At 60.8% G+C, this 26,389-nt stretch carries 19 protein-coding genes; 10 read left to right on the top strand and 9 right to left on the bottom strand.

Going from position 1 to position 26,389, the window contains the following annotated elements; genetic code table 11:
- Window positions 1-86: 86 nt before the first annotated feature.
- Window positions 87-1,625 (top strand): MocR-like pyridoxine biosynthesis transcription factor PdxR, encoded by a 1,539-nt coding sequence (gene pdxR, locus BMZ57_RS12620; RefSeq protein ID WP_010207605.1) that lies wholly within the window; start codon window positions 87-89, stop codon window positions 1,623-1,625.
- On the opposite strand, the gene BMZ57_RS12615 is transcribed toward pdxR, so the two are convergent.
- The 7 genes from BMZ57_RS12615 to aspA form a co-directional block, all read right to left on the bottom strand.
- Window positions 1,622-6,199 carry a dermonecrotic toxin domain-containing protein gene (locus tag BMZ57_RS12615; RefSeq protein ID WP_069672967.1) on the bottom strand — a complete coding sequence of 1,526 codons (4,578 nt, stop codon included), beginning with the start codon at window positions 6,197-6,199 and terminating at the stop codon, window positions 1,622-1,624. The genes pdxR and BMZ57_RS12615 overlap by 4 nt on opposite strands.
- Before the next feature lie 92 nt (window positions 6,200-6,291).
- Complete coding sequence (locus BMZ57_RS12610; RefSeq protein ID WP_010207600.1) at window positions 6,292-7,383, bottom strand: polyamine ABC transporter substrate-binding protein; 1,092 nt, start codon at window positions 7,381-7,383, stop codon at window positions 6,292-6,294.
- The gene (locus tag BMZ57_RS12605) at window positions 7,380-8,414 is read right to left on the bottom strand and encodes a histone deacetylase family protein (RefSeq protein WP_010207599.1); all 1,035 of its coding nucleotides are present in this window, start codon (window positions 8,412-8,414) and stop codon (window positions 7,380-7,382) included. The genes BMZ57_RS12610 and BMZ57_RS12605 overlap by 4 nt, the downstream gene beginning before the upstream one ends.
- 153 nt (window positions 8,415-8,567) lie before the next feature.
- Window positions 8,568-9,560: an AraC family transcriptional regulator gene (locus tag BMZ57_RS12600; protein ID WP_010207597.1), complete on the bottom strand. Its 993-nt coding sequence runs from the start codon at window positions 9,558-9,560 to the stop codon at window positions 8,568-8,570.
- Between the two features lie 50 nt (window positions 9,561-9,610).
- Complete coding sequence (locus BMZ57_RS12595; RefSeq protein WP_047542435.1) at window positions 9,611-10,588, bottom strand: asparaginase; 978 nt, start codon at window positions 10,586-10,588, stop codon at window positions 9,611-9,613.
- 77 nt (window positions 10,589-10,665) lie between these two features.
- Window positions 10,666-12,111 carry an alanine/glycine:cation symporter family protein gene (locus BMZ57_RS12590; RefSeq protein WP_010207595.1) on the bottom strand — a complete coding sequence of 482 codons (1,446 nt, stop codon included), beginning with the start codon at window positions 12,109-12,111 and terminating at the stop codon, window positions 10,666-10,668.
- A 392-nt stretch (window positions 12,112-12,503) separates the two neighbouring features.
- On the bottom strand, window positions 12,504-13,928 hold the full coding sequence (aspA, locus tag BMZ57_RS12585; RefSeq protein ID WP_010207594.1) for an aspartate ammonia-lyase: 1,425 nt from the start codon (window positions 13,926-13,928) through the stop codon (window positions 12,504-12,506).
- Window positions 13,929-14,110: 182 nt separating this feature from the next.
- Here aspA and BMZ57_RS12580 point away from each other — a divergent pair, with 182 nt between their 5' ends.
- The 5 genes from BMZ57_RS12580 to BMZ57_RS12560 all read left to right on the top strand — a co-directional run bounded on the left by BMZ57_RS12580 (window position 14,111) and on the right by BMZ57_RS12560 (window position 17,905).
- Complete coding sequence (locus BMZ57_RS12580; protein WP_010207593.1) at window positions 14,111-15,019, top strand: LysR substrate-binding domain-containing protein; 909 nt, start codon at window positions 14,111-14,113, stop codon at window positions 15,017-15,019.
- 333 nt (window positions 15,020-15,352) lie between these two features.
- Window positions 15,353-15,844 carry a 5-(carboxyamino)imidazole ribonucleotide mutase gene (purE, locus tag BMZ57_RS12575; protein WP_003195648.1) on the top strand — a complete coding sequence of 164 codons (492 nt, stop codon included), beginning with the start codon at window positions 15,353-15,355 and terminating at the stop codon, window positions 15,842-15,844.
- Window positions 15,845-15,855: 11 nt separating this feature from the next.
- Window positions 15,856-16,941 (top strand): 5-(carboxyamino)imidazole ribonucleotide synthase, encoded by a 1,086-nt coding sequence (locus BMZ57_RS12570; RefSeq protein WP_010207591.1) that lies wholly within the window; start codon window positions 15,856-15,858, stop codon window positions 16,939-16,941.
- Between the two features lie 104 nt (window positions 16,942-17,045).
- Complete coding sequence (locus tag BMZ57_RS12565) at window positions 17,046-17,291, top strand: GlsB/YeaQ/YmgE family stress response membrane protein (RefSeq protein WP_005792540.1); 246 nt, start codon at window positions 17,046-17,048, stop codon at window positions 17,289-17,291.
- Window positions 17,292-17,368: 77 nt separating this feature from the next.
- Window positions 17,369-17,905: a DUF3299 domain-containing protein gene (locus tag BMZ57_RS12560; protein ID WP_010207590.1), complete on the top strand. Its 537-nt coding sequence runs from the start codon at window positions 17,369-17,371 to the stop codon at window positions 17,903-17,905.
- A gap of 66 nt (window positions 17,906-17,971) precedes the next feature.
- On the opposite strand, the gene BMZ57_RS12555 is transcribed toward BMZ57_RS12560, so the two are convergent.
- Window positions 17,972-18,871, bottom strand: a complete 900-nt coding sequence (locus BMZ57_RS12555) for a D-hexose-6-phosphate mutarotase (protein WP_010207589.1) — start codon at window positions 18,869-18,871, stop codon at window positions 17,972-17,974.
- Window positions 18,872-18,929: 58 nt separating this feature from the next.
- Window positions 18,930-19,334, bottom strand: coding sequence for an acyl-CoA thioesterase (locus BMZ57_RS12550; RefSeq protein ID WP_003176975.1), 405 nt, complete (start codon window positions 19,332-19,334; stop codon window positions 18,930-18,932).
- Between the two features lie 454 nt (window positions 19,335-19,788).
- Between BMZ57_RS12550 and BMZ57_RS12545 the strand changes: the two genes are divergently transcribed.
- The 4 genes from BMZ57_RS12545 (at window position 19,789) to pstA (ending at window position 26,348) form a co-directional block, all read left to right on the top strand.
- Complete coding sequence (locus BMZ57_RS12545; protein WP_010207587.1) at window positions 19,789-21,078, top strand: MFS transporter; 1,290 nt, start codon at window positions 19,789-19,791, stop codon at window positions 21,076-21,078.
- Window positions 21,079-21,257: 179 nt separating this feature from the next.
- Entirely contained in the window at window positions 21,258-22,244 is a 987-nt protein-coding gene (locus tag BMZ57_RS12540) for a phosphate ABC transporter substrate-binding protein PstS (protein WP_010207586.1), read from the top strand.
- Window positions 22,245-22,628: 384 nt separating this feature from the next.
- Window positions 22,629-24,662, top strand: coding sequence for an ABC transporter permease subunit (locus BMZ57_RS12535; protein WP_175439659.1), 2,034 nt, complete (start codon window positions 22,629-22,631; stop codon window positions 24,660-24,662).
- 15 nt (window positions 24,663-24,677) lie between these two features.
- Window positions 24,678-26,348: a phosphate ABC transporter permease PstA gene (gene pstA / locus BMZ57_RS12530; RefSeq protein WP_021492577.1), complete on the top strand. Its 1,671-nt coding sequence runs from the start codon at window positions 24,678-24,680 to the stop codon at window positions 26,346-26,348.
- Window positions 26,349-26,389 lie beyond the last annotated feature (41 nt).

The raw sequence follows: 26,389 nt of genomic DNA, 5'->3' as shown, positions 1-26,389 counted from the left end.
CAAATTTTCCTTGGCGAATGCTTGCATCGTAGGCAGGCTAATGGCTCGTTGTAAGAGCCATCTGGAACCAATTTCATAGGTCCAATATGTCGCCTGTCTCGCCACCCCTGTCATTCAACCCCGCCGGTATTGAGTTGGATCGCCGTCAGGGCCTGACTCGCCAACTGTATGACGCCTTGCGCCAACGAGTACTGGACGGGCGGCTGGTCAGTGGCACGCGCTTGCCTGCTACCCGTGACTTGGCGGCCGCGCTGTCGATCTCCCGCAACAGCGTGGTGCGTGCCTACGATCAGCTGTATGCCGAGGGTTTCACGGAGAGCCGCGTGGGTGACGGAACTTATGTGGCGAAACTGCCCACTGCAAAAAAGCTGTCCACAAACCTGTCCACAGGGTTATCAACAGGCTTATCCCCAGGGTTATCCACAAATCCCTCTCAAAACCCTCAAGCTGCGCCGGTAAAAGTTATCCACAGCGCAGCGCTGGGGCGCTTGGAAAACAACCATTTGCCCCTGCCGCCCACGGGGCCACCGCGCGCTTTTCGCGTGGGTGTGCCGGCGTTTGATCTGTTCCCCTTTGACGTTTGGGCCAAGCTGAATGCGGCTTTTTGGCGCAAACCGGACTTGGAACAACTGTGTTACGGCAACCCCGCAGGCGACCCGCGATTGCGCGGGCTGATCGCCGCGTATCTACGCAGCTCGCGGGGCATGCAGTGCTCGGCTGAGCAAATTGTGATCACCAGTGGAGCGCAACAGGCAATTAGCCTTTGTGCACAGTTGCTGGTGGCGCCTGGCGATGGTGTGGCGATTGAAAACCCTGGCTACCGTGCGGCCGGTCATGCCTTCGCGTTGGCTGGCGCACAGCTGCGCGGCGTGGCGGTGGATGCAGAGGGCATTGATTGCAACGTGTTGAACACCTTGAGCGATTGCCGCCTGGCCTATGTCACCCCGTCTCATCAGTACCCGTTGGGCGTAGTCATGAGCCTGGCCCGGCGTCTGGAGTTGTTGGCCTGGGCCGAGCGTAGCGGGGGGTGGATCATCGAGGACGACTACGACGGCGAATATCGCTACAGCGGCGCCCCGTTGGCCCCGCTGGCGGCCTTGGATCGCAGCGGGCGCGTGCTTTATGTGGGCACCTTCGGCAAAGTCGCATTCCCCGCATTGCGCCTGGGTTACCTGGTGTTGCCGCCGACGCTGGTGGAGGCGTTCGCCCAGCGCCGCGCGGTGGATGTACGGCATTCGGAGGTCAGCACCCAGGCGGTGATGGCGGAGTTCATGGCCACGGGGCATTTTCAACGGCATATCCGACGCATGCGCCGTGCTGCACTCAGTCGGCGTAACGCGCTGCTGAACGCCTGGTCGGGCGAGCTGGCGGGCGTCGGCAGTCCGCCCAATGCCGCTGCGGGCCTGCACCTTACAGTACGGGTGGACAGCCTCGCTCGCGAACAGCAACTGCTGGCGCAAGCGCGCTCGGTTGAGGTGGAGATCAGTGCCCTGAGCAACTACTGGTTGCCCGACTCCAGCACACCCCCCGATCAACGCGCCGGGCTGGTGCTGGGGTTTGCCGCGGTGCCCGAGGCGGCGATCAGGCAGGCGCTGGGCCGGTTGCGCAAGGCCTGGACAGGTTAGGCGACAGGCTGAGGTGGTTTAGCCTTGAGGAACAGCGAGCGCGCCAACTGTGGACCGATTTCTCTACGGTACACGGCGATGTCGCTCAACGATTCGCGTTGGCCACCCATCTTTCGCTGCTTGTGGGTTTTCAGGTGGGCCGCGGTGTAGGCCTCGTTCGGACCGGTTGGGGTGGGGTAGTGAAAGTGTGCATACCACAGCGGGAGTTTGGTTGTGGCGTCCACCACCGTGTATTCCCGTAGATAGCCCTTGTCGCGACCCCTGAGTTTAATGCGCTCGCCAACCGGTGGATCGACCGTCACGGCGCCCTCATGCAACAGTATTTCGATATGTGCGGCCTCCGGTGGGCGGCGCTTGAGCACGTCGATCTTGACGCGTTTGCCTTCTCGGTACAGTTTTTTGCCTGCCTCATCCAGGTTGCGGCTGGCCAGCGCGGCTGACGGCGAGTCGATTCCTGTCAGGTTGCTGGCGGTCAATGCGTCTTCGATGTCCAGGCTGGCCTGTTCCAATTTTTTGGCGTGCCGATGAAAGCTTTCTTCGATTTCCACTGGCAGCTGTGCGGTTTTTTTAGCCCAGGCTTCCTTACGGGTGATAAATGCGTCGACGCCATCGATCAGATCCAGGCCCGAATTGATGGCAATTTGCAGATCGCGGACCCGGGTGCGTGGAACGGGCTTGAGCACATGTTCCTGTTCCACCCAGACCCCGGGCTCTTTCTCGTGGAAGGTGGCAATAACCTTGCCCGTCATCGGCTCCTTCACATCGACCAGCGCTTTGCCGTCTTCAGCGGGAGTTTCTCGCTGTTCGCCGACCACTATCCCCTTAGAGCGCGTCTTGATGTACTTACGCTTCACTCTGGAGGTGGCGTTGGACGGGCCTGGGGTGGGTTCAAGTGTTTTGCGCTCGCGAAGCAGGGCCGTCAGTTGTTTCTTTGCGCGTTGGGCAAACTCATCCACTTGCGTGCGCAGGTTTTCGAGGTCGGGCCTGTTGAGGTCGGTGGGAAACTCCGCCGGCAGGTCCACGAGGTTCTGATCAACCCTGGAGAACTGGTCCGTCAGGCTATCCAGTGTTTCGATCAATTGCTCCAGGGGGGCCACATTGACGGGTTGCACGGCCTCCCTGAAGCTTTGCACCGTCAGCTCCGCCGCGTCGACGATGCGGCGTAAGGCCTCCCTGGCATCGACGCGCGATGGCGACTCGCCTTCTGTTACGCACAAGAAGTGGCTCAAGCTGACCTTGAACGCCTTGAGGTCATCAACGTCATGGCCTGACGCGAAGTTATCATCGCTTTGGACCAGCTCTGCTCCCAACGCACCCAGGTCCAGGGCCTGCTCGCGGCGTTCTCGTACATATTCCAATCGATCGATCATGGCCTGTGTCGCGGTATACAAGTCGCGATAGTGAACCGTAGGCCAGGTATCTTCTTGAATATTCTCGATATCGAAGTGGCCCTGTGAGGCTTGCAACTGTTTGCGAAATGGAATTCCTTGTTCATAGATGGCTGAACGCGCCAGCAATAGCTGGTGTTTCAGGTAACTCGCCATGCCGTCCTGGTAGTTGGGAACCGTGTCGATGATCTTCAAGGATTTAAGCTGTGAAATCGGCACGTCTATCTCTTTGAGGCGCGTATCGATCTGTTCGAGAAAGGTGGCCCTGGCCAACTCCTTTGCGTCATCCGCAGCACTGTCGATGGCGCTGCGCAGTTTTTCAAGACTGGCAGTGCGCTCGGCTCGCGTGTTTTCAAATAGCTCCAGTTTTTGACGTAAGTCAGCGATTTTCGGTGGCCTGAGGGCTTCACCTTTTTTGCGCCGACTGCGCAGGCCTGCGCCACGAAGACGCAAGCGTGTATCGACAAACCATTGGCCCAGTTGGTTACCGATTAGCAGCGGACCGTGCCGGCCCGGTTGTTGCGGATCGACGATCAATACTGCGTCGTTTTCATCGACGATCACTTCAAACCATCGCTCACCCACCGGGGCGTACCAGTGTTGGTCTTTGGCATAGAGATTCAGGTAGGGCCCGGCGACCGTATGTTGTTCGCCTAATTTATCGGGCTTGGGTAACGTGAAACTGTCCAGGAAAGTCCCCAGGCTTGACGAGTTGCGGGTTACGGCGCCACTGATATGCAAGGTGTGCTCGTGGCCGACGGGAGGTCCTACGCCATCAACCGTAGGTTTTTGAATGAGCTCTGGCTTGGCCGCAGGCGGTGGCAACTCTGGCAGTACGCCAGGCTTCTCGATGGCCGGCCCGGATCCAGGCCCAAGCCGTGTGGCTACGTGCGTCGCCAGCACCATACCCAGCGTCAGGAAGATATCCACCAGGGCCGAAATGCCGGTTGTACGGTCGTCGATTTCTTTGGCGTCGACCATCTGTTGCAAGTCATCCATCAGTTGCCAGATCCAGGTCGCGGCGCCCACTGAGCGGCCCATGAACGGCAGCACGGTGTTAAAGATCAGCCACCCGGCGTTCTTGAGGCTTTGCCAGCGCGCCTCGGCGTTGGACAGCGATTGGCGATCGGCCAGCGTAACCATTGCAGCGGCGTTGGCCTTGAACAGTGTTGCGAAGTAATCACCGCGCAGTACCTCCTGCCCCAAGTCGATGGGCCCGGTCATCACTAATGCGTTCAGCGGGTCGTTCACCAGGCTGGTGAGCACCCAGGGCGAGGGCAGGCTGCCGGGAAAGACAAACTGTGCGTAAGCCGTGCGCACATTGTCAGGCAGCCAAGCCAGCACCGATTGGCGCAATGGGGTGTCTTGCTTGATCGCGTACAGCAGGTTGGAGGGCGATGGGAACTCCATCAACTGTACATCGGACAGCGGACGATAGAGCAGGCAAGGCCCCTTCTTCGGGTCTTGAGGACCAATGATGAACATGTTGCTGACCACGTCGACTGAGGCGGTCAGGCGCAACTTGGGGCGCAGGGACAGCGGGCGAATGACGATGGCCGCGCCGTCGACTTCACGGGCCGCGCTGTCAGGACTCAAGGCGGCACAAACGTAGCGATAGCCTTGTTCACTCACCCCGAAGACGCGCTGAACTTTGCACTGCAGCGCCAGCAACGGTAATTGCAGGCGTAGGTGAGCGATGTAGAGCTGTTGCCGACGCAGGGATTCGACCGGGTCGTCAAGGAGTGTGCGCTTGACCAGGGCCGGATAGCGCTCACCGACATTCGCCTGGGTAATCAACGCTTCCAGGTAGGCAGCCGTCATCCAGGCAGGCACATCGCTGCCGTTTTTATAGCTGACGGTTTTGTTGCCCAAAGGCAGGGCTATCAGGTTTTCCAGGGCCAGTTGCGCCAGCGTCAGGGTTTGGATCTGGGTATTGCCCGGCACAATCAAGGTGCCCCAGGCCTGCACGCTGGTAATGGTGATCCGTACATTGTTGAGTGTTGCGCGGGCAACCTCTGGGTGCTCAGTGAGCATGAGCGTATGAATGGCATCCAGGGCGAATTCATCGATGGACTTGATGCCATCATCAAAGGCTTTACCCGCGTCCTGAAAGTGCTGGGCCGCCACATCCATCGAGTATCGCCCATAGGCTGATTGATCGGTGGGAGACGCGTCGAGCAACCAGGTGGGCAGTGCATGATGAACCGCGTCGAGCCTGGATGGGGCTATCAGTGACAGCAAGTCAACCGTGTTGCTGGGGGCGGCTTGGGCCACGGTGGCTACCACTTCGCCGTTTTCGAAGGTGACCGCGCCGATCGCTTGAATTTGCAAGGCTATAAACGTGCAGGCCTGTTGCTCGAAAAAATTGCCGGCCGGCTCGAACAGGCGCCAGTGCATCGAGGAAGACCGTGCAATGGCACCGTGAGTGCTCAAGGATTCGCCAAACTCCTTCTGGCTGTTGAAGGCGGCGTAGCCAGTGCCAATCGAATAGCTGAGGATAATTTCACGCTCCCCGAGGCGCCCGATCAGCACCGCCAACGCTGCCAGGTTGGAGTGGCTGACCTGCGTGGCTTGCTGCACGTCGATATCAATCAGGTAGGCCTTGGTGTTGTACTTGTCGTGGAGCTGGCGGTCGGCGTAGTCGGGATAGAGAAAAACGTTCCTGGCGACGTTGCACTCATCTTCATCCCAGCCCTCGACGCTTTCGATATTCCAGATTCTGCGCAAGGCATTGGCAAAGCTCTGCCAGCGCGGGCCGTTCTCTTGCGGGCTCTGGTTCCAGAACAGAAGTTGCTGCTCTTGGTACGCGACGGGCAGCAGCGGTGCCAGCTCATTGATCAGGCTGCCGACAGTGTCCACCTTGACCGGCAGATGCACGTTCGGCCCGAGGGTGGTTTGATAGATCAGGTAATGCTCGCCGTCGATCCAGGTCACTGTGGTGTTGGACATCACGCACCGGGACAGCGCCCCGGTAAGCGATTGGGCGTGCGGCGTACCGGGCAGGATCACCTCTGCAGTGATTTGCCAGCCGGGTGTGATCAGAAGCGCCAGGTCGGGGTCAATGTCGAGGTCGGGATACAACTCGCGTAAGCTCGAACGCAGGGTGGCCGCGGCTACTTCGCGTAATGAAGGGCCGGTGGTCAGTTGGGTCAGTAAATCTTTGGCGCTGGAGGGGAATGTGGGCAAGAGGGGCTCCTGACAGGCAAGGTGATGAGGGCTGCCGAATGCAGCTCAAGACCTCAATCACGCTAAAGCGCAGGTCTGTCAGGAGGTGGTATTCAGATACCCGACTTGATCTTGCTCCAGGCTCGGGTCCTGGCGCGCTCCGCGTCACGGCCCAAAGGTTTAAGGGTATACAGCGTGGCCATCGCCGCCTCGGTGGGGTACAGGTTGGGGTTGTTGCGAATCGAGGGGTCAACCTGTTCGGTGGCGTCTTTGTTCGGGTTGGGGTAGCCGACGAAATCGCTGATCGGCGCGATCACCTGCGGTTGCAACAGGTAGTTGATGAAGGTGTAGGCGTCCTGCGGGTTTTTCGCGCCTTTTGGGATGGCAAGCATGTCGAACCAGATCGGCGCGCCTTCCTTGGGCAGGCGCATATCTACGGTCACGCCATTTTTGGCGTCCCTGGCGCGGTTGGCGGCCTGGGAGAAGCTGCCGGAGTAACCGACGGCCACGCAGATGTCGCCATTGGCGATATCGGCCATGTACTTGGAGGAGTGAAAGTAAGTGACGTAGGGGCGGATCTTCAACAGCAGCGCTTCGGCCTTTGCATAGTCCTTGGGGTTGCTGCTGTTGGGGTCCAGACCCAGGTGTTGCAGGGCCAGGGGCAGGATTTCCGACGGGGAATCGAGCAGGGCCACACCGCATTGCTTGAGCTTACTGATGTTTTCTTCTTTGAAGATCAGGTCCCAACTGTCCACCGGCGCATTGACGCCCAGCGCGGCCTTGACCTTGTCGGGGTTGAAACCGATGAGAATGGTGCCGTACATGTACGGCACGGCAAATTTATTGCCTGGGTCATTGGCTTCGATCAGCTTCATCAGCTTGGGGTCGAGGTGCTTCCAGTTCTGTAACTGGCTGCGGTCCAGAGGTTGGAAAACTCCGGCCTCGATCTGCTTGGCCAGGAACACATTGGATGGCACCACCACGTCATACCCGGCGTTGCCGGTGAGCAGCTTGGCTTCCAGGGCTTCGTTGGTGTCGAAGATGTCATACACCAGTTTGATCGTGGGGTTCTGCGCCTTGAAGTCTTCCAGTGCCTTGGGCGTGATGTAGTCGAACCAGTTGTAGACCCGCAGGGTTTTCTCTTCGGCGTGGGCCATACCGCTGATAACGGCAGCGCAGAGGACGAGTGACTTGAGCATGTTCATTGGGCTGCCCCTTCAAATCCTTCAAGAACGTTGACGGCATTGATGCCGATTTCTTCCACGGCATAGCCGCCTTCCATCACGAACAGCGTGGGTTTGCCCAGGTCGGCGATGCGTGCACCCATTGCCAGGTAGTCCGGGCTGTCGAGTTTGAACTGTGAGATGGGGTCGTCCTTGAACGTGTCCACACCCAGGGACACGATGATGATGTCGGCGCCATAGCGCTCGATCTCTTTACAGGCTTCCTCAAGCGCTGCACTCCAGCGCTCCCAGCCGGATCCTGCAGGCAGCGGGTAGTTGAAATTGAAGCCTTCGCCTGGGCCTTCACCCAATTCGTCGGCATAGCCCAGGAAAAACGGAAACTCCGCCTCGGGGTGGCCGTGGATCGACGTGAACAGCACGTCGCGGCGTGCGTAAAAAATCGATTGGGTGCCGTTGCCGTGGTGGTAGTCCACATCCAGGATCGCGACCTTTTTGTGGCCCTGATCAAGAAAGGCTTGGGCGGCAATGGCGGCGTTGTTGAGGTAGCAATAACCGCCCATCAAGTCGCTGGCGGCGTGATGTCCCGGTGGTCGGCACAGCGCGAAGGCACTGTGGGCGCCTTGCTGGATCGCCTGTTGCGCGGTGAGCGCGACTTGCGCTGCGCTGTACGCCGCTTGCCAAGTGCCGGCGGTAATCGGCGCGCCGCCGTCGAAGCTGTAGTAACCCAGCTGGCCGTGCAGGCTGGTGGGCAATACCCTGCGCAAGGTACGGGCGGGCCAGGTATAGGGCAGCAGGTCGCCATCCGTGGCGAATTCAGTCCAGCGCGCCCAGGCGCCTTTGAAAAATTCCAGGTAGTCGCGGCTGTGGATGCGTTGCAGCGGCGCCAGGCCAAAATCCTGCGGCGCTTGCACCGGGCCCAGTTCGCGGTCCTTGACCCGTTGCAGCACGTGGTCCGCGCGCGAGGGCATTTCGAAGCAGGGCATCAGTTGCCCGTCCATCAATTCGCACCGACCGTGATGCAGGTGATGATCGTCTGAGTAGATCGTCAGCATTTTTTGTTCTCCGCAGGCTGTATCAGTGGATGCAGTCTTGCGGCGGGACGGTTTTAAGAAAACGGCAAGAGCGGCCAAAAGGGGATAAATACGGCCAAATTGTGTGACCGCAATTCGCCCCGCTAGCGCGCATCGAACCGTCATTGCGAGGCGTCAGGGGCGAAATTGACTGGGTGCCACGCCGCTCCAGCGTACAAATGCGTGGCGAAAGCTGGCGGTTTCACTGAAACCGAGCTGTTCCGCGATTCGGTAGATCGGCAGTTCGTCCTGCCCCAGCAACTGCTTGGCGCGCTCGAAGCGCAGCTCATCGAGCAGTTCCTGGTAGCTGCTGCCCAAGTCATGCAAATGCCGACGTAAGGTTCGCGCGGAACAGTTCATCTGCGCAGCCAAGCCTTCAATGCCGGGCGCGGCGTGGAGCTGGGCGGCGAGCAAATGGCGGATCCGACCCAGCCAGGCCTGGCGCCCGGTAAACTCCAAGTTCTGCTTGCGACAGCGATCGGTCATGGCTTGATGGGTGACGGCGTCGGCCAGTGGCAGCGGCTGGTCGAGCCAGCGCTTATCAAACGCGAAGGCGTTGGCGCTGGCTTCAAAATGCAGCGAGCACGCGAAGCACTCGTGGTAGCGCGCGTGATAGTCCGGCGCGCTGTATTCGAAACGTGCACCGAGTAACGGCAGCGGCTGGCCCAGCAGGTCGTCGCAGATGATTTTCAGCGAAACCAGGCAGAATTCGACGTTGAACATTTCCAGCGCGGGCGTTTCCCGGTAATCGGCGGCGGTCAGCCAGATACGTTCGCCGTCGTTTTCCAGGCTCAGCTCGAAAAGTGTTCCCAACAGCGCCGGGTAGCGTAGCGCCAGGCGCAACGCGTCACCGAAGGTGGCACAGGTGAGCAGGGCATAACCGAGCATGCCGTAGGACGACACATGCATCTTGCGGCCCAATTCGAGGCCAATATCCCGCCGCAGCGCGACTGCGTTGGTACACACACGCATCTCCTGGTTGGTGGTGATGCAGGCGTCGGCGCGGCTCAAGTCGGCGGCGCAGATACCGCTGCCCGCGAGCAACGTTTCAGCCGGCAAGCCTTCGGCCTTGAACGCGTTAATGACCAGCGAGACGGCGTTGAGGGTCGTGAGGTGGGAGTGCAACATAGGGGCTTCCAGCCAGAGGATGGCTGGAAGTGGAGCAAGTTATATGCCGCTCAGCGCAGCTCGCCGCACAGGTCCAGCTCTACCAGACGGCGGACCTCCTGGGTATCGAGCCCGGCGCCGATCAGCGCGTTGAGCTTGCCGAACGCGGCCTCACGGGTCATGCCGCCACCGGACAACACGCCCACGCCACGCAAACGACTGCCGGCTTCGTAGACGTCCAGTTCCACGCCGCCTTCATGGCATTGGGTGATCGCGACCACGACCACACCTTGCGCCTGCGCACGCTGAAGGCTGGCGAGGAACTCGGGGTTATCGCTGGGCCCGGTGCCGCTGCCGAAACATTCCAGGATCAGCGCTTGAATGCCGCTGCCAATCACCGCGTCCAACTGCGCCGCACCGATGCCCGGCACCAGAGGCAGCACGCCGACGCTGGCCAAGGCTTTGGGCTGGCGATAGTCCAAGGCCTTGGGAATGGACTCTGCACGCGCAGCACCGCCCTGGCGATTCAGCGCCGCGAATGGATTGCGACCGAAGCTGCGAATTTTCGCGCAACGGGTCGGTGCCATCAGCGCGCCGTGGAAGTACAGGTGCACACCCGGCGCGATGCCTTTGCCCAGCGCCGCCAGGGCGCCGCTGACGTTTTCCCAGGCATCGCTGTCGGGCACGCCGGCTGGCAGCATCGAGCCGGTAAACACCACCGGTGCAGGCAGGCCGAGCAGTTGAAAGCTCATGGCCGCCGCGCTGTAGGCCAGGGTGTCGGTGCCGTGCAGGATCAGCACGGCATCGCAGCCGTCGTCCACGGCCTCAACCACGGCGGTGCGCAGGCGCTGCCAGTAAGCGGGGGTCATGTTGGCGCTGTCGATCAACGGGGCCATTTCCTGGAAGCGCCAGGCAGGCGCTGGCAGGTGTGCCAGCTGTTCGCGCATGCGTGCTTCGAAGCCGGATGCGGGAGCCAGGCCATGGGTGCTGGCCTGCATGCCGATGGTGCCGCCGGTGTAGAGCACCATGACGTTACTGGATGAGGACATCGATAATTCTCCTGAACGAAAAACGCCGCACGGCCTTGAGCATGCCCAAGGTCGTGCGGCGTGTCATCTATCTACGCTTAGCGTTGCACTTGAGCGTTCAGCTCAGCCGACGTTGCTGCTTCAGGTTTTACCGGGTTCGCCGGCCACGCCTTACGGTCCAGGTCCAGATCAGGAAACTGACTGGAGTCGAACACCGGCGTCTTGATACCCGCCGCGCGCTGGTTGTCGTAGTCGTTCAGGATGCGCATGGCGATCTTGAACAGGAACGCCAGGGCGAACAGGTTGACGAACGCCAGCATCGTCATGGTGATGTCGGCGAAGGCAAACACGGTGCTCAGGTTCTCGATGGAACCCCAGAAAATCAGCACCAGCACCAGCGCGCGGTAGCCCATCAACACCTTGCGGTTGTTGCCGACCAGGAAGCGCAGGTTGCTCTCGCCGAGGTAGTAGTTGTACATGATCGAGGTGAACACGAACAACGCCAGGGCCACCGAGATAAACATGCGACCCCAGTCGCCGACCACGGCCGCCAGGGAGTTCTGGGTCAGGGCAATGCCGTCGCCTTCGAAGCCTGGGGTGTAGAAGCCGGAAAGCAGGATCAGCAACGCGGTACAGGTGCAGATCACGAAGGTGTCGAGGAACACGCTGAACGCCTGCACCACGCCTTGGGCGATCGGATGCTCTACCGACGCCACGGCTGCCACGTTAGGCGCACTGCCCAAACCGGCTTCGTTGGCGAACACGCCGCGCTTCACACCCATGATGATCGCGCTGCCCACCAGGCCGCCGAAGGCTTGGTCGAGGCCGAAAGCGCTCTTGACGATGGTCGCGAGCATGGCGGGTACGTGGTCGAATTGCAGCACGATCACGTACAGGGTTACCGCGATGTAGACCAGGGTCTTGACCGGTACCAGCAGGTCGGCAATCGAGGCGATGCGCTTGATCCCACCGATGAACACCAGGCCCAGCAATACGGCCAGGGCCAGGCCGGTGTAGGTGGTGTCCAGGCCAAAGGCGTTGTTCAGCGAGTGAGTCACGGCATGGGCTTGCAGGCCGTTGAACGCAAAACCGAAGGTCACCAGCAGCAGGAATGCCATGACCATACCCAGCCAGCGCTTCTGCAGGCCGTGCTGGATGTAGTAGGCCGGACCGCCACGGTAGGTGCCTTCGGCGTCGGTGCGCTTGTACAACTGGCCGAGGGAGCACTCGATGAAGCTCGACGACATGCCGACCAACGCGGTGACCCACATCCAGAACACGGCACCGGGACCACCCAGGGTCACGGCAATGCCGACACCCGCGATGTTACCGGCACCCACGCGGCCGGCCAGGCTGAGCATCAGCGCCTGGAAGGAGCTGAGCTGGCCGGCGCTGCTTTTGAGGCTGTCTTTAAACACCGAGAACATGTGGAAAAAGTGGCGCAACTGAACGAAACGCGAGCGAATCGTGAAATAACCGCCGAGCCCGACAATGAGCACGATCAGTACTTTCCCTGAGAGGAAGTCGTTGATGACTTCGAGCATGGAGTGTTCCTCGCTGATTTTTCTAATGGCAAACGCAGGACGGTTCAATGCATCGCTCGGCACCAGGCAGTGCACGACGCTTGGACCCCAATCCTTTTGCGGGTGTTGTTATTCATGCGGTTTCGCGCTGTCCAGGACCTCGATAACGACGATCTCTGACGCGAAGAGGGGCGGCACTATACCTAGGCGAGCGTGATCCGTCTGCACAGGCCGATTAAAGGTTTCAGCACGCTCGAGTTGGGCAAGGAGGGTTTGCAGGGCGATATTGGATTTTTTATGGGCGTCATTTCACAACCTTGAGGCAAAAAAAAGGGCCTGAAGAACGAGCCTTCAGGCCCTCAAAAGGTGAGAGGTGTCTAGTCCCTCAACCTGGTGAGCGGTGCAACAAACGCTTAGGCCTTCAGGGGAACCAAGCGTGGAGCAATCATGTTTTCGGGGCGCAGGATGTCGTCGAGCATGGCGTCGTCGAGCAAGCCTTCTTCGCGCACCAGTTCCAGCACGCCGCGGCCGCTTTCGAGGGCGATACGCGCGATGCGGGTGGCGTTTTCATAGCCGATGTACGGGTTCAGCGCGGTGACCAGGCCGATGGAGTGCTCCACCAGTTCGCGGCAGCGCGCTTCGTTGGCGGTGATGCCGACGATGCAGTGTTCGCGCAGCATGTCCATGGCGCGTTGCAGCAGGCGGATCGAGTCGAAGATCTTGAAGGCGATCAGCGGCTCCATCACGTTCAGTTGCAGTTGGCCACCTTCGGCTGCCATGGTCAGGGCCAGGTCGTTACCGATGACCTGGAACGCTACCTGGTTCACGGCTTCCGGAATCACCGGGTTGACCTTGCCGGGCATGATCGAGCTGCCTGGCTGACGCGCTGGCAGGTTGATCTCGTTGATGCCGGTGCGTGGGCCGCTGGACAGCAGGCGCAGGTCGTTGCAGATCTTCGACAGCTTCACCGCAGTGCGCTTGAGCATGCCGGAGAACAGTACAAAGGCGCCCATGTCGGAGGTGGCTTCGATCAGGTCGGCGGCTGGAACAACCGGTTGGCCGCTGATAACGGCCAGGCGTTGTACAGCCAGGGCCTGGTAACGCGGGTCGGCGTTGATGCCGGTACCGATGGCGGTGCCGCCCAGGTTGACTTCGGTCAGCAGCTCGGGCGCGAGGGTCTTCAGGCGCGCCAGGTCTTCGCCCAGGGTGGTGGCGAAGGCGCGGAATTCCTGGCCGAGGGTCATCGGCACGGCGTCTTGCAACTGGGTGCGGCCCATTTTCAGCACGTGGCTGAACTCTTCGCCCTTGGCGGCGAAGGCCTGGATCAGGCTGTCGAGGCTGGCGAGCAGCGCGTCATGGCCCAGCAGCAGACCCAGGCGGATCGCGGTCGGGTAGGCGTCGTTGGTCGACTGCGCCATGTTCACGTCGTTGTTGGGGTGCAGGTACTGGTATTCGCCCTTGTTGTGGCCCATGGCCTCCAACGCGATGTTGGCGATGACTTCGTTGGCATTCATGTTGGTTGAAGTGCCAGCGCCGCCTTGAATCATGTCCACCACGAACTCTTCGTGGAAATCGCCGCGGATCAGGCGGGCACAGGCTTCGCTGATGGCAGCGTGCTTGGCTTCGCTGAGCTGGCCCAGTTCGCGGTTGGCGTCAGCCGCCGCTTGCTTGACCATTGCCAGACCGACCACCAATTTCGGGTAATGCGAAATCGGAACGCCCGAGAGGCGGAAGTTGTTCACCGCTCGCAGGGTCTGGATGCCGTAATACGCTTGAGCAGGTACTTCGAGTACGCCAAGCAGGTCTTTTTCGGTACGGAAAGATGCAGCGGAGGACATGACGGAAATCATCTCGATATGGACCCGGAACTGGCCGGAACGCTGCGAATGCTAGGCTTGTAGAACTTTTTGGGCCAATGCTGTTAAACACTGGCCTATGCACAAACGGCATAATGCAGGTGTGACCCGGTTATCATGACGGGCGTGTGTGCCAAAATGGTGCATACCCGTGGGAGGAAGTGATGAACCTTGAGAGCAAATGGCTGGAAGACTTCAGCGCCTTGGCGGCCACCCGCAGCTTTTCCCAGGCGGCAGAGCGACGCTTTGTGACCCAGCCGGCGTTCAGCCGACGTATCCGTAGCCTGGAGGCGGCGTTGGGCCTGACCCTGGTCAACCGCTCGCGCACGCCGGTGGAATTGACGGCAGCGGGGCAGTTGTTCCTGGTGACTGCGCGCACGGTGGTTGAACAGCTCGGCGAGGTTCTGCGCCATTTGCATCACCTGGAAGGCGGGCAGGGCGAAGTCATGCAAGTGGCAGCCGCCCACTCCCTGGCCCTGGGGTTCTTCCCGCGCTGGATCGCACAATTGCGTAACGAAGGCTTGAACATCGCCACGCGCCTGGTCGCCACCAACGTCGGTGACGCGGTACACGCGCTGCGCGAAGGCGGCTGTGATCTGATGCTGGCGTTCTACGATCCGGACGCCGCCATGCAGATGGACGCCGAGATCTTCCCGTCGCTGCACCTGGGCAACACCGAAATGCTCCCGGTGTGCGCCGCTGATGCCGACGGCAAGCCGCTGTTCGATCTGGAAGGCGAGGGCAGTGTGCCGCTGCTGGCCTACAGCGCCGGCGCGTTCCTCGGGCGTTCGGTGCATTTGCTGCTGCGCCAGCGTGCGCTGCGTTTTACCACCGTGTACGAAACCGCCATGGCGGACAGCCTCAAGAGCATGGCCCTGGAAGGCCTGGGCATCGCCTGGGTACCGCAACTTAGCGTACGGGCGGAGTTGGCCCGTGGCGAACTGGTGGTGTGCGGCGGCCCGCAATGGCATGTGCCGCTGGAGATCCGCCTGTATCGCTGTGCGTTGGTGCGCAAGGCGAACGTGCGGTTGTTGTGGCGCAAGTTGGAAGGTGGCGCGGCCCAAAGCGCCTGAGCGCGATGCAGATCAACTGTGGGAGCGGGCTTGCTCGCGAAGACGGTGTATCAGACACCGCTATTTTGACTGCTCCAGCGCATTCGAGAGCAAGCCTACTCCCACAGGGTTTTACAGCGTCCCTGGCTGACTCTTGAGTCAATAAAACCGCCGGTTTGCGCCACTGGACAGATGGTCATTCCAGGGGCTGTTTATCTTGATTATTACGGTATACTGCGCGGCCTTCGGCCGGTCCAACCGGCCTTAATTCGTACAACAAGCCACGCCGGATTTCCCGCGTGGCTTGTTGTTTTTTGACGCGCCTGCGGGCGCCCAGAGAGAAGAGGCACGACGATGAGTGCATTGGTTGGCGTGATCATGGGCTCCAAGTCCGATTGGTCCACCCTTAGCCACACCGCCGATATGCTGGAAAAACTCGGCATTCCGTATGAAGTGAAGGTGGTCTCTGCCCACCGCACCCCGGATTTGCTGTTCCAGTATGCCGATGAAGCAGAATCCCGTGGCATCGAGGTGATCATCGCCGGTGCCGGCGGTGCGGCGCACCTGCCAGGCATGTGTGCGGCCAAGACCCACCTGCCGGTGCTCGGTGTGCCGGTGCAGTCGTCGATGCTCTCGGGTGTGGATTCGCTGTTGTCCATCGTGCAGATGCCGGCCGGTATCCCGGTGGCGACCCTGGCGATCGGCAAGGCCGGTGCGATCAACGCCGCGTTGCTGTCCGCCAGCATCCTGGGCGCCAAGCACCCGCAGTTCCACGCGGTGCTGAAGAAATTCCGTGCTGAGCAGACAGACAGCGTGCTGGACAATCCAGACCCACGCATCGCCTGAGGTTGTTGACGATGAAAATCGGTGTAATCGGTGGCGGCCAACTGGGTCGCATGCTGGCTCTGGCGGGAACCCCGCTGGGGATGAACTTCGCTTTCCTGGACCCGGCGCCGGACGCCTGCGCGGCTGCCTTGGGTGAACACCTGCGCGCTGACTACAGCGACCCGGACCACTTGCGCCAACTGGCCGACGAAGTCGACTTGGTGACCTTCGAGTTCGAAAGCGTCCCGGCCGAAACCGTTGCGTTCCTGTCGCAGTTCGTCCCGGTGTACCCCAGCGCCGAAGCCTTGCGCATTGCCCGTGACCGCTGGTTCGAGAAGAGCATGTTCAAGGACCTGGGCATTCCGACCCCGGCCTTCGCCGATATCCAGTCCCAGGCAGACCTGGACGCTGCAGTCGCCAGCATCGGCCTGCCGGCCGTGCTGAAAACCCGCACCCTGGGTTATGACGGCAAGGGCCAGAAAGTCCTGCGCACTGAAGCTGATGTGGTCGGCACCTTCGCCGAACTGGGCAGCGTCGCCTGCCTGCTGGAAGGCTTCGTACCGTTCACCGGCGAAGTCTCGCTGATCGCCGTGCGTGCCCGTGATGGCGAAACCCGTTTCTACCCGCTGGTGCACAACACCCACGACAGCGGCATCCTCAAGCTGTCAGTGGCCAGCACCGACCACCCGTTGCAGGCTTTGGCGGAAGATTATTCCAGCCGTGTGCTCAAGCAACTGGATTATGTAGGCGTGATGGCGTTCGAGTTCTTTGAAGTCGACGGTGGCCTCAAGGCCAACGAAATCGCCCCACGCGTGCACAACTCCGGGCACTGGACCACCGAAGGCGCCGAGTGCAGCCAGTTCGAAAACCACCTGCGGGCGGTTGCGGGCTTGCCATTGGGCTCCACGGCCAAAGTCGGCGAGAGCGCCATGCTCAACTTCATCGGCACCGTGCCTGCGGTGGAAAAAGTCATCGCCATCGACGACTGCCACCTGCACCACTACGGCAAGGCCTTCAAGGCCGGGCGCAAGGTCGGCCACGCCAACCTGCGCTGCAAGGACCGCGCAACGCTGGAAGCGCAGATCCTCAAGGTTGAAGCGCTGATCGCCGAGCAATAAGGTGAGCCCGACGGGAACCATTGGTGACCGTCGTCTCTCTGATTGCAGGATGCCAAAGCCTGACTAGGCTTTGGCATAGCTCACTTCAATCAGAGGGAAATGCCATGGGTATCATCGGAACCATTTTTATCGGCTTGATCGTCGGCCTGCTGGCGCGTTTCCTGAAACCAGGCGACGACAGCATGGGGTGGATCATGACCATCCTGTTGGGTATCGCTGGCTCTCTGGCCGCGACCTACGGTGGTCAGGCACTGGGTATCTACCAGGCCGGTCAAGGTGCAGGTTTCATCGGCGCGCTGGTGGGTGCCATTGTGTTGCTGGTGATCTACGGCCTGATCAAAAAGAAGTAATCAGCCGACAAAGTCCTCTGCGCTGCGCAGGCGCAGGGGGCTAGAATGCTCGGCACTTGTACTTGCCGAGCTTCTCCATGCGCCGTCTTCTGTTGACTCTCCTTTTGCTGGGCCCTGGCCTGGCGCACGCCGGTGAACTGCCGGAAACCGACTGGCTCGACCTGATGCCGCTTTCCGACCAGAAAGCCCTCGAAGCCATGCCCGAGATCGATCACAACTCCCCCGAAGCCCAGGGCACCTTCACCGACAAAGGTGGCCTCAAGCAAAGCAAAGGCTTGCCGGCGGTGATGTATTCCACCAAGACCGTGGCCGCCATGAACGGCAAGAACATCCGCATCGGCGGCTACCCGGTGCCGTTGGAAACCGACGCCAAGGGCCGAAGTACTTTGTTCTTCCTTGTACCGTATCCGGGCGCCTGTATCCACGTGCCGCCGCCGCCGCCCAATCAGCTGGTGCTGGTGCGCTATCCCAAGGGGCTGAAGCTGGATGATATCTACACGCCGCTGTGGGTCACGGGCACGCTGAAGGTGGAGAAGGTCAACAATGACCTGGCCGATGCGGCGTATGCGCTGGATGCGGGGAAAGTACGGGTGGTGAAGGAGTCGGATTTATAAGGCGCGGCACATGACCCAATGTGGGAGCGAGCAAGTCTCACCGCCGCTCCCACATTTCGATTGGGCTTACAGGGCTATAGCGGCGATGCTCACGCCCAGCGTATGGCTTTCACCCGGTGCCAGGCTCACCACGTCATCCAGCACATTCGCCGTCTCGATGCACAGCATGCCTGTCCAGCCATCATCGGCCATGTCGTCAAATGCCTTGGCGCGTTCGGTCCACGGGTTCCAGATCACGGTCGACTTTGAGCCTTCGCTGGTGAGCTGGATACGGCGTTGCCAGTCTTTGTCGACGATAGTCAACTGTGACGGCGTATCGAGGTAGATGCGATCGGTCTCGGCGGTGAAGTGCAGCAGGCCGGATTGTGTCTTTTCGGTCCAGCCGTCGGCGGTATCGATATAGGCGCGCCCGTCCAGCCCTTCGACCTGCGCATTGCGCACATCGCTTACGGCGAAGTAGGTGTGCAGCGCCTGGCTGAGGGTCACGGTGTCGGTACCACGGTTGTGGCTGGTCAGGCGGATATGCAGTTGCTCATCCAGCAGCAGGCTCAGTGTCAGGTCGACCTGATGGGGCCAACCAGGAAAGCCGCCTGCCGGCACCGGCAGTACCAGATCCACGCGTAGCGCTTCACCTTCAAGCTCGGTCGCGGCCAATTCCCACAACGCTGTGCGCACGAAACCGTGTGCGCCAGCGGGCTGCTCGCTCTGACGCATCGCTTTCACGCTCTGCGGGTTGCGGTCAAATACGCCAAACCACGGCCAGCACACCGGTACGCCGGTGCGAATGCCCTTGCCCTTTTTGAACACCGCTTCAGGATTCGGCCAGATCAGTGGCTGTTCGCCGTCGCGCCCATAACTGAAGAGATGCGCGCCCTGTTGGGCCACTATCAGTTCGGCACCGTTGTGGCGGATGCGCCAGCAATCCAGCTCGTCGATTTTCACGGTTTCAACGTGGGGCGTCGGCATAACAAAGCACTCTTCATGGCAGGCAATGGGGCAATTGACCGTCAAAACCCGGCGAGGTTTAACGTGCGCGCGATGGAACCGAGCGCGTGCGGCCGCTGCCGTCGATGGCGACGAATACAAATACCGCCTCGGTCACCTTGCGCCATTCGCTGGACAGCGGGTCGTCGCTCCACACTTCGACCATCATCTGGATCGAGCTGCGGCCGATTTCCAGGGCCTGGGTATAAAAGGAGAGCTGTGCGCCCACCGCGACCGGCACCAGGAACGCCATGCGATCAATGGCCACAGTGGCGACACGCCCGCCTGCAACCTTGCTGGCCATGGCGGTGCCGGCCAAGTCCATCTGCGCGACCAGCCAGCCGCCGAAGATGTCGCCAAAACCGTTGGTTTCACGCGGGAGCGCGGTGATTTGCAGGGCGAGGTCGCCTTGCGGGATAGGATCTTCTTGTTCGAGTTCGATCATGCCGAGGGCCTCTGACCCGTAACGCTTCATGGGTATTTCAAGTGGATAGCCGTCTTCGAAAAAAACGTTTCAGCACCAACATACACCGCGTGATGCGTTTCTCGTAAGGCGTACTAAAGGGAAACTCTGCCAAATCGGCTGGATGGCGCCCAACGACGTTTTGGCACAGCAGCCCCTCAAGACTGCGGTTCTTGCGCTTGCAAGGGCCGAGTATATCGAGACCCTGGCGCCACGACGACCTCTGGGCGTTCATTTGGTCGGCATTTAGCGGCTGTATCGCGGCTTTTTCCGGCAACTGTGCTTATCGGCGCAAATAAACAGCAGGAAAGGGGAATATTGCGCCCCTATAAATGGTTATTCGCTCAACGCTGTGCTTTTTCTAGCGATTTGCTATCTTGCCAAACCTGCCGCAAGTCCCGCTTGCCATCCTGATTACTATAAGAGAAGCCTTGCTATGTCCTCCGTGCCCGCAAGCAGTGCGCAACCGTCGCGCCCGCTGACCCGCAACGACTACAAAACCCTGTCGCTGTCTGCCTTGGGCGGGGCGCTGGAGTTTTATGATTTCATCATTTTCGTGTTTTTCGCCACCGTGGTCGGAAAACTCTTCTTCCCCGTGGACATGCCTGAATGGCTGCGCATGATGCAGACCTTCGGCATCTTCGCCGCCGGCTACCTGGCACGCCCCCTGGGCGGCATCATCATGGCGCACTTCGGTGACCTGTTGGGTCGCAAGAAGATGTTCACCCTGAGCATCTTCATGATGGCCGTGCCGACCCTGATCATGGGCCTGCTGCCAACCTACGCGCAGATCGGTCTGTGGGCACCGGTGCTGTTGCTGCTGATGCGCATCATCCAGGGCGCCGCGATTGGTGGTGAAGTGCCTGGCGCCTGGGTGTTCGTCTCCGAACACGTACCGCCGCGTCACATCGGCTACGCCTGTGGCACCCTGACCAGCGGCCTCACTGCCGGTATTTTGCTGGGTTCGCTGGTGGCCACTGCGATCAACACGCTCTATAGCCCGGAGCAGGTCTCGGATTTCGCCTGGCGGATCCCGTTCCTGCTCGGCGGCGTGTTCGGCCTGTTGTCGGTGTACCTGCGTCGCTGGCTGCATGAAACGCCGATCTTCGCCGAGATGCAGCAGCGCAAGACCCTGGCCGCCGAGCTGCCATTGCGCGCGGTACTGCGGGATCACCGCGGCGCTATCGTGTTGTCGATGCTGCTGACCTGGCTGCTGTCAGCTGGCGTGGTGGTGGTCATCCTGATGACCCCGACCGTGCTGCAGACCGTCTACCACTTCAGCCCGACCGTGGCGCTGCAGGCCAATAGCCTGGCCATCGTCACCCTGAGCCTGGGCTGCATAGCCTCGGGCGCATTGGCTGACCGCTTCGGTGCCGGCCGCGTGCTGGTTACCGGTTGTGCGCTGTTGTTGGCAACGTCCTGGACGCTGTATCACAGCCTCATGGCCCACCCGGATTGGTTGTTCCCGCTGTACGCCCTGACCGGCCTGTTCGTAGGCACCATCGGCGTGGTGCCGTACGTGATGGTCAAAGCCTTCCCGCCCGTGGTGCGTTTCAGCGGCTTGTCGTTTTCCTACAACGTGGCCTATGCCGTGTTCGGCGGGCTGACGCCGCTGGCAGTGTCGCTGCTGATGAAGGAAAGCCCGATGGGCCCGGCCTATTACGTTGCCGCGCTGTGCTTGATGGGGATGGTGGTGGGTGGGTATCTGTGGAAGCGTTCGCGCTGACGCTTTGACAATGACCGCTCCCGCGCCCTGCGTGGGAGCGATGGCAACGCCTCGCTATGCCCCTTCTCCTTGCCAATAGTGGCCTTTCATCTAACTGTCACATTCCAGACATAGAGTGTTCACACGGCCTCCCGATACTTGGCCCCGATCCAACTATCCCTATCTGCTAGGAGCAAGGCATGAAACTGAAACGTTTGATGGCGGCAATGACTTTTGTCGCTGCTGGCGTTGCGACCGCCAACGCGGTGGCCGCTGGTGTTGACCCGGCAATTCCGGCTTATGTTAAGACCACTGGTGTGTCGGGCAACTTGTCCAGCGTTGGTTCCGATACCCTGGCTAACCTGATGACCCTGTGGGCCGAGGGTTACAAAAAGGAATACCCGAACGTCAACATCCAGATTCAAGCTGCCGGCTCCGCTACCGCGCCACCTGCGCTGACTGAAGGCACCTCCAACCTGGGCCCGATGAGCCGCAAGATGAAGGACACCGAACTGGCGGCCTTCGAGCAGAAGTACGGCTACAAGCCAACCGCTATCCCGGTTGCCGTGGATGCCCTGGCTGTGTTCGTGCACAAGGACAACCCGATCCAGCACCTGACCATGGAACAAGTCGACGCGATCTTCTCCTCGACGCGTCTGTGCGGTGGCAAAGCCGACGTGAAAACCTGGGGTGACCTGGGTGTGACCGGCGACCTGGCCAACAAGCCAGTACAACTGTTCGGTCGTAACTCGGTTTCCGGCACCTACGGCTACTTCAAAGAAGAAGCCCTGTGCAAAGGCGACTACAAGCCAAACGTGAACGAACAACCTGGCTCGGCTTCGGTCGTGCAGTCGATCAGCTCCTCGCTGAACGGCATCGGTTACTCGGGCATTGGCTACAAGACCGCCAGCGTGAAAACCGTGGCCCTGGCCAAGAAAGGCAGCACGGATTTCATCGAAGACAGTGAAGAAAACGCCCTGAACGGCAAATACCCGCTGTCGCGCTTCCTCTACGTTTACGTCAACAAAGCCCCGAACAAGCCTCTGGCCCCGCTGGAAGCTGAGTTCGTGAAGCTGGTTCTGTCCAAACAGGGCCAGGAAGTTGTGGTGAAAGACGGCTACATCCCACTGCCAGCCAAAGTCGCCGCCAAGGCCCTGGCTGAACTGGGTCTGAAAGAAGGCAACTGATTGCCTCTGCGGGGCCGGAGTACCGGCCCCGCATCCGAATTTTCTAGTCCGCTGCCAGCCTTGCTTCGCGGCGGCTTTGTTGCGTCACTGCACTGTCATCTTTCTGTCATACAGGATCGCTAGGGTGTGCGCATGAATGATCTGGCCAATTCCACCATGACGACGACTTCTCCCCCCAAGCGCATTGACTTCAATACGCCTGAGCTGCAACGCAAGCGCCGCATTCGCGCGCTCAAGGATCGCCTGACCCGTTGGTATGTGCTGGTCGGCGGCCTCGCCGTCCTCGGCGCCATTACCCTGATTTTCTTCTTCCTGGCCTATGTCGTCGCGCCGCTGTTCCAAGGCGCCTCATTGACCAAGGAAGACGCCCTGACTCCCGCCTGGATCCAGGACGCGGGCAAGCCGTTGATGATCTCCCTCGAAGAACAGAACCAAGTCGCCATGCGGGTTTCCGACAAGGGCCAGGCGTTGTTCTTTAATGTGGAAACCGGCGCTGAACTCAAGCGCGTCGACCTGCCACTGCCCGCTGGCACCAGCGTTGCCTCTATCGGTGAAGACCAGCCCGGTAGCCCGTTGGTGATCCTGGGTCTGTCCAATGGCCAGTCCATGGTGTTCCGCCACACGTATAAGGTGTCCTACCCGGACGGCAAGAAAACCATCACGCCTGCGATCGAATACCCCTACGGTGAAACGCCGATCGTGCTGGATGACGCCGGTCGCCCGCTGGAGCACGTCGCCCTTAATGCCACTGATTCCACCTTGGTGGTTGCAGGTTCCGCCGGTTCGCATTTGAACGTGCTGTCCCTGAGCCGCGAAGAAAACATGATGACCGGCGAAGTCACCAGCGAGCAAAAGCGCATCGAACTGCCGCAGATGACCGAGCCAGTGAAGGCGATCTTCATCGACCCACGCCAGCAATGGTTGTACGTGATCAACGGCCGCGCCCTGGCCGACGTGTTCAGCTTGCGCGACAAGAGCCTCAATGGTCGTTACAAATTGCTCGAAGACGGCAATGCCGAGGTGACCGCCAGCACGCAGCTGGTGGGCGGTATCTCGCTGATCATCGGTAACTCCAAGGGCGGCCTGGCCCAATGGTTCATGGCCCGCGATCCGGATGGCGAGCAGCGCTTCAAACAGATCCGCACCTTCCAGATGGGCACCACGCCTATCGTAGAAATTTCCGCCGAAGAGCGCCGCAAAGGCTTCACCGCCCTCGACGCTTCCGGCCAGTTCGGCGTGTTTCACAGCACCGCGCACCGCACCCTGTTGGTCGACCCTGTAGTCGATGGCCAAGGCGTGTACGGCATGTCGCCACGGGCCAACCGGGTGATCGTCGAAGCCGGCGGCAAGCTGCAACCGTTGATGCTCGATAACCCGCACCCGGAAGTGTCGTGGAGCGCGTTGTGGAGCAAGGTCTGGTACGAGAACTACGACGAGCCTAAATACGTCTGGCAATCGACCGCCGCCAACACCGACTTCGAACCCAAGATGAGCCTGGCCCCGCTGACTTTCGGCACCCTGAAGGCCGCGTTCTACGCCATGCTGCTGGCGGCGCCACTGGCCGTTGCCGCGGCGATCTACACCGCCTACTTCATGGCCCCGAGCTTGCGCCGCAAGGTCAAGCCGGTGATCGAACTGATGGAAGCAATGCCGACGGTGATCCTCGGCTTCTTCGCCGGCCTGTTCCTGGCGCCGTATGTGGAAGGGCATCTACCGGGCATCTTCAGTCTGTTGATGCTGTTGCCGATTGGCATCCTGGTCGCCGGTTTCGTGTTCAGCCGCCTGCCTGAGTCGATCCGCCTGCGGGTGCCCGATGGTTGGGAAAGCGCGATCCTGATCCCGGTGATCCTGTTCATGGGCTGGCTCTCGCTGTACATGAGCCCGTACCTGGAAACCTGGTTCTTTGGCGGCGACATGCGCATGTGGATCTCCCATGACCTGGGCATTACCTACGACCAGCGCAACGCCCTGGTCGTCGGCCTGGCCATGGGTTTCGCGGTGATCCCGAACATCTATTCCATCGCCGAAGACGCCGTATTCAGTGTGCCTCGCGGGCTGACCCTGGGCTCGCTGGCCCTGGGCGCCACGCCGTGGCAGACCATGACGCGCGTGGTGATCCTGACCGCCAGCCCGGGCATCTTCTCGGCGCTGATGATCGGCATGGGGCGTGCTGTCGGCGAGACCATGATCGTGTTGATGGCCACCGGTAACACCCCGGTGATGGAGATGAACCTGTTCGAAGGCCTGCGCACCTTGGCGGCCAACGTCGCGGTGGAAATGCCCGAGTCGGAAGTGGGCGGCAGTCACTACCGCGTGCTGTTCCTCTCGGCGCTGGTGCTGCTGCTGTTCACCTTCATCATGAACACCCTCGCCGAGCTGATCCGTCAGCGTCTGCGCAAGAAATACTCGTCGCTTTAAGAAAGGTAGAAGTCTGTGAAACAGAACTCCCTGAATGGATGGTTCAAGAGCGGCGCCCCCGGCGTCTGGATCAGCGGTGGCGCGGTGTCCATCGCGGTCATCATGACCATTGGTTTGTTGGCCGTGATTGCGGTACGTGGTTTGGGCCACTTCTGGCCAGCCGACCTGATCCAGGCCAACTACACCGTACCGGGCCAGGCCAACCATATCGTCATCGGCGAAGTGGTGCAGAAAGAAGAAGTACCGCGTGAGCGCCTGAAAAGCGCTGGCCTGCCTGTGCCGGAGCAAGGTCCGGAATTCATGACCCGCGAGCTGATCAAGGTCGGCAACCGCGACCTGAACGGCAACGACTTCACCTGGATCGTCGGCGAGTGGCTCAAGGACCAGACCACGCCTGCGAACCTGATGACCATCGAGCGCCGTGAGTGGGGCAACTTCTACGGCACGCTGGTCAACGTCAAGCAGGATGGCAAGGTCGTCGCCGAAGGCGAAGCCGCGTGGCCGGAACTGCAAGCCCGTGTCGAGCGCGTCAACAAGCTGGCCGCCCAACTCAAGACCCTGGAGAAGTCCGACATTGGCGCGATCAACGCCGGGCTTGAACGCATCCGTCTGCACGGCCGCAAACTGGAACTGGAAGGCAAGCTCGACGCTGCCGCCCAGGCCGACATGGACGCCGACCGCGCCGAGCTGAATGCCCGCTACCAGGACATCGAAGCGCGTCTTGCCGACCTGCATGCCCAGTTCAACCGCGACGCCCTGACCGCCCGTGACGGCAACGGCAAGGAAGTCGAAATCGGCATCGGCAAAGTGGTGCACGCCTACCAGCCGAACGCGATGGGCACGATCACCAAGGTCGGTTTCTACTTCAGCAAGGTCTGGGAATTCCTCAGCGACGACCCACGGGAAGCCAACACCGAAGGCGGGATTTTCCCGGCCATCTTCGGCACCGTGATGATGACCCTGATCATGGCGATGATCGTCACCCCGTTCGGCGTGCTGGCGGCGGTGTACCTGCGTGAATACGCCAAGCAGAACACCCTGACCCGCGTCATCCGTATCGCCGTGAACAACCTGGCTGGTGTGCCGGCCATCGTCTACGGCGTGTTCGGCCTGGGCTTCTTCGTGTATGTCTTGGGCGGCTCGGTCGACCGCCTGTTCTTCGCCGAAGCCCTGCCGGCGCCGACCTTCGGTACGCCGGGTCTGTTGTGGGCCTCGCTGACCCTGGCACTGCTGGCGGTGCCGGTGGTGATCGTAGCCACTGAAGAAGGCCTGGCGCGGATTCCTCGCACCGTACGTGAAGGCTCCCTGGCCCTGGGCGCGACCAAGGCGGAGACGCTGTGGAAGATCGTGCTGCCGATGGCCAGCCCGGCGATGATGACCGGCATGATCCTCGCCGTGGCCCGCGCCGCCGGTGAAGTGGCGCCGCTGATGCTGGTCGGTGTGGTGAAACTGGCGCCGTCGCTGCCGCTGGACGGCAACTACCCGTACCTGCACCTGGACCAGAAGATCATGCACCTGGGCTTCCATATCTATGACGTCGGCTTCCAGAGCCCCAACGTTGAAGCCGCACGACCGCTGGTGTACGCCACCGCGTTGCTGCTGGTGCTGGTGATCGCCACGCTCAACTTGTCGGCGGTGTGGATCCGTAACCACCTGCGCGAAAAATATAAAGCGTTGGACAGCTAATTGAAGTGAGCGCGGACTGAATGGGGGAGCGGGCTTGCTCG

Origin of the sequence: Pseudomonas simiae (assembly GCF_900111895.1) — a bacterium.
In the GTDB taxonomy this organism is placed as follows: Bacteria; Pseudomonadota; Gammaproteobacteria; order Pseudomonadales; family Pseudomonadaceae; genus Aquipseudomonas; species Aquipseudomonas simiae.
Note: the sequence above shows the minus strand (reverse complement) of the source record. Positions and strands in the feature narration are given on the sequence as shown.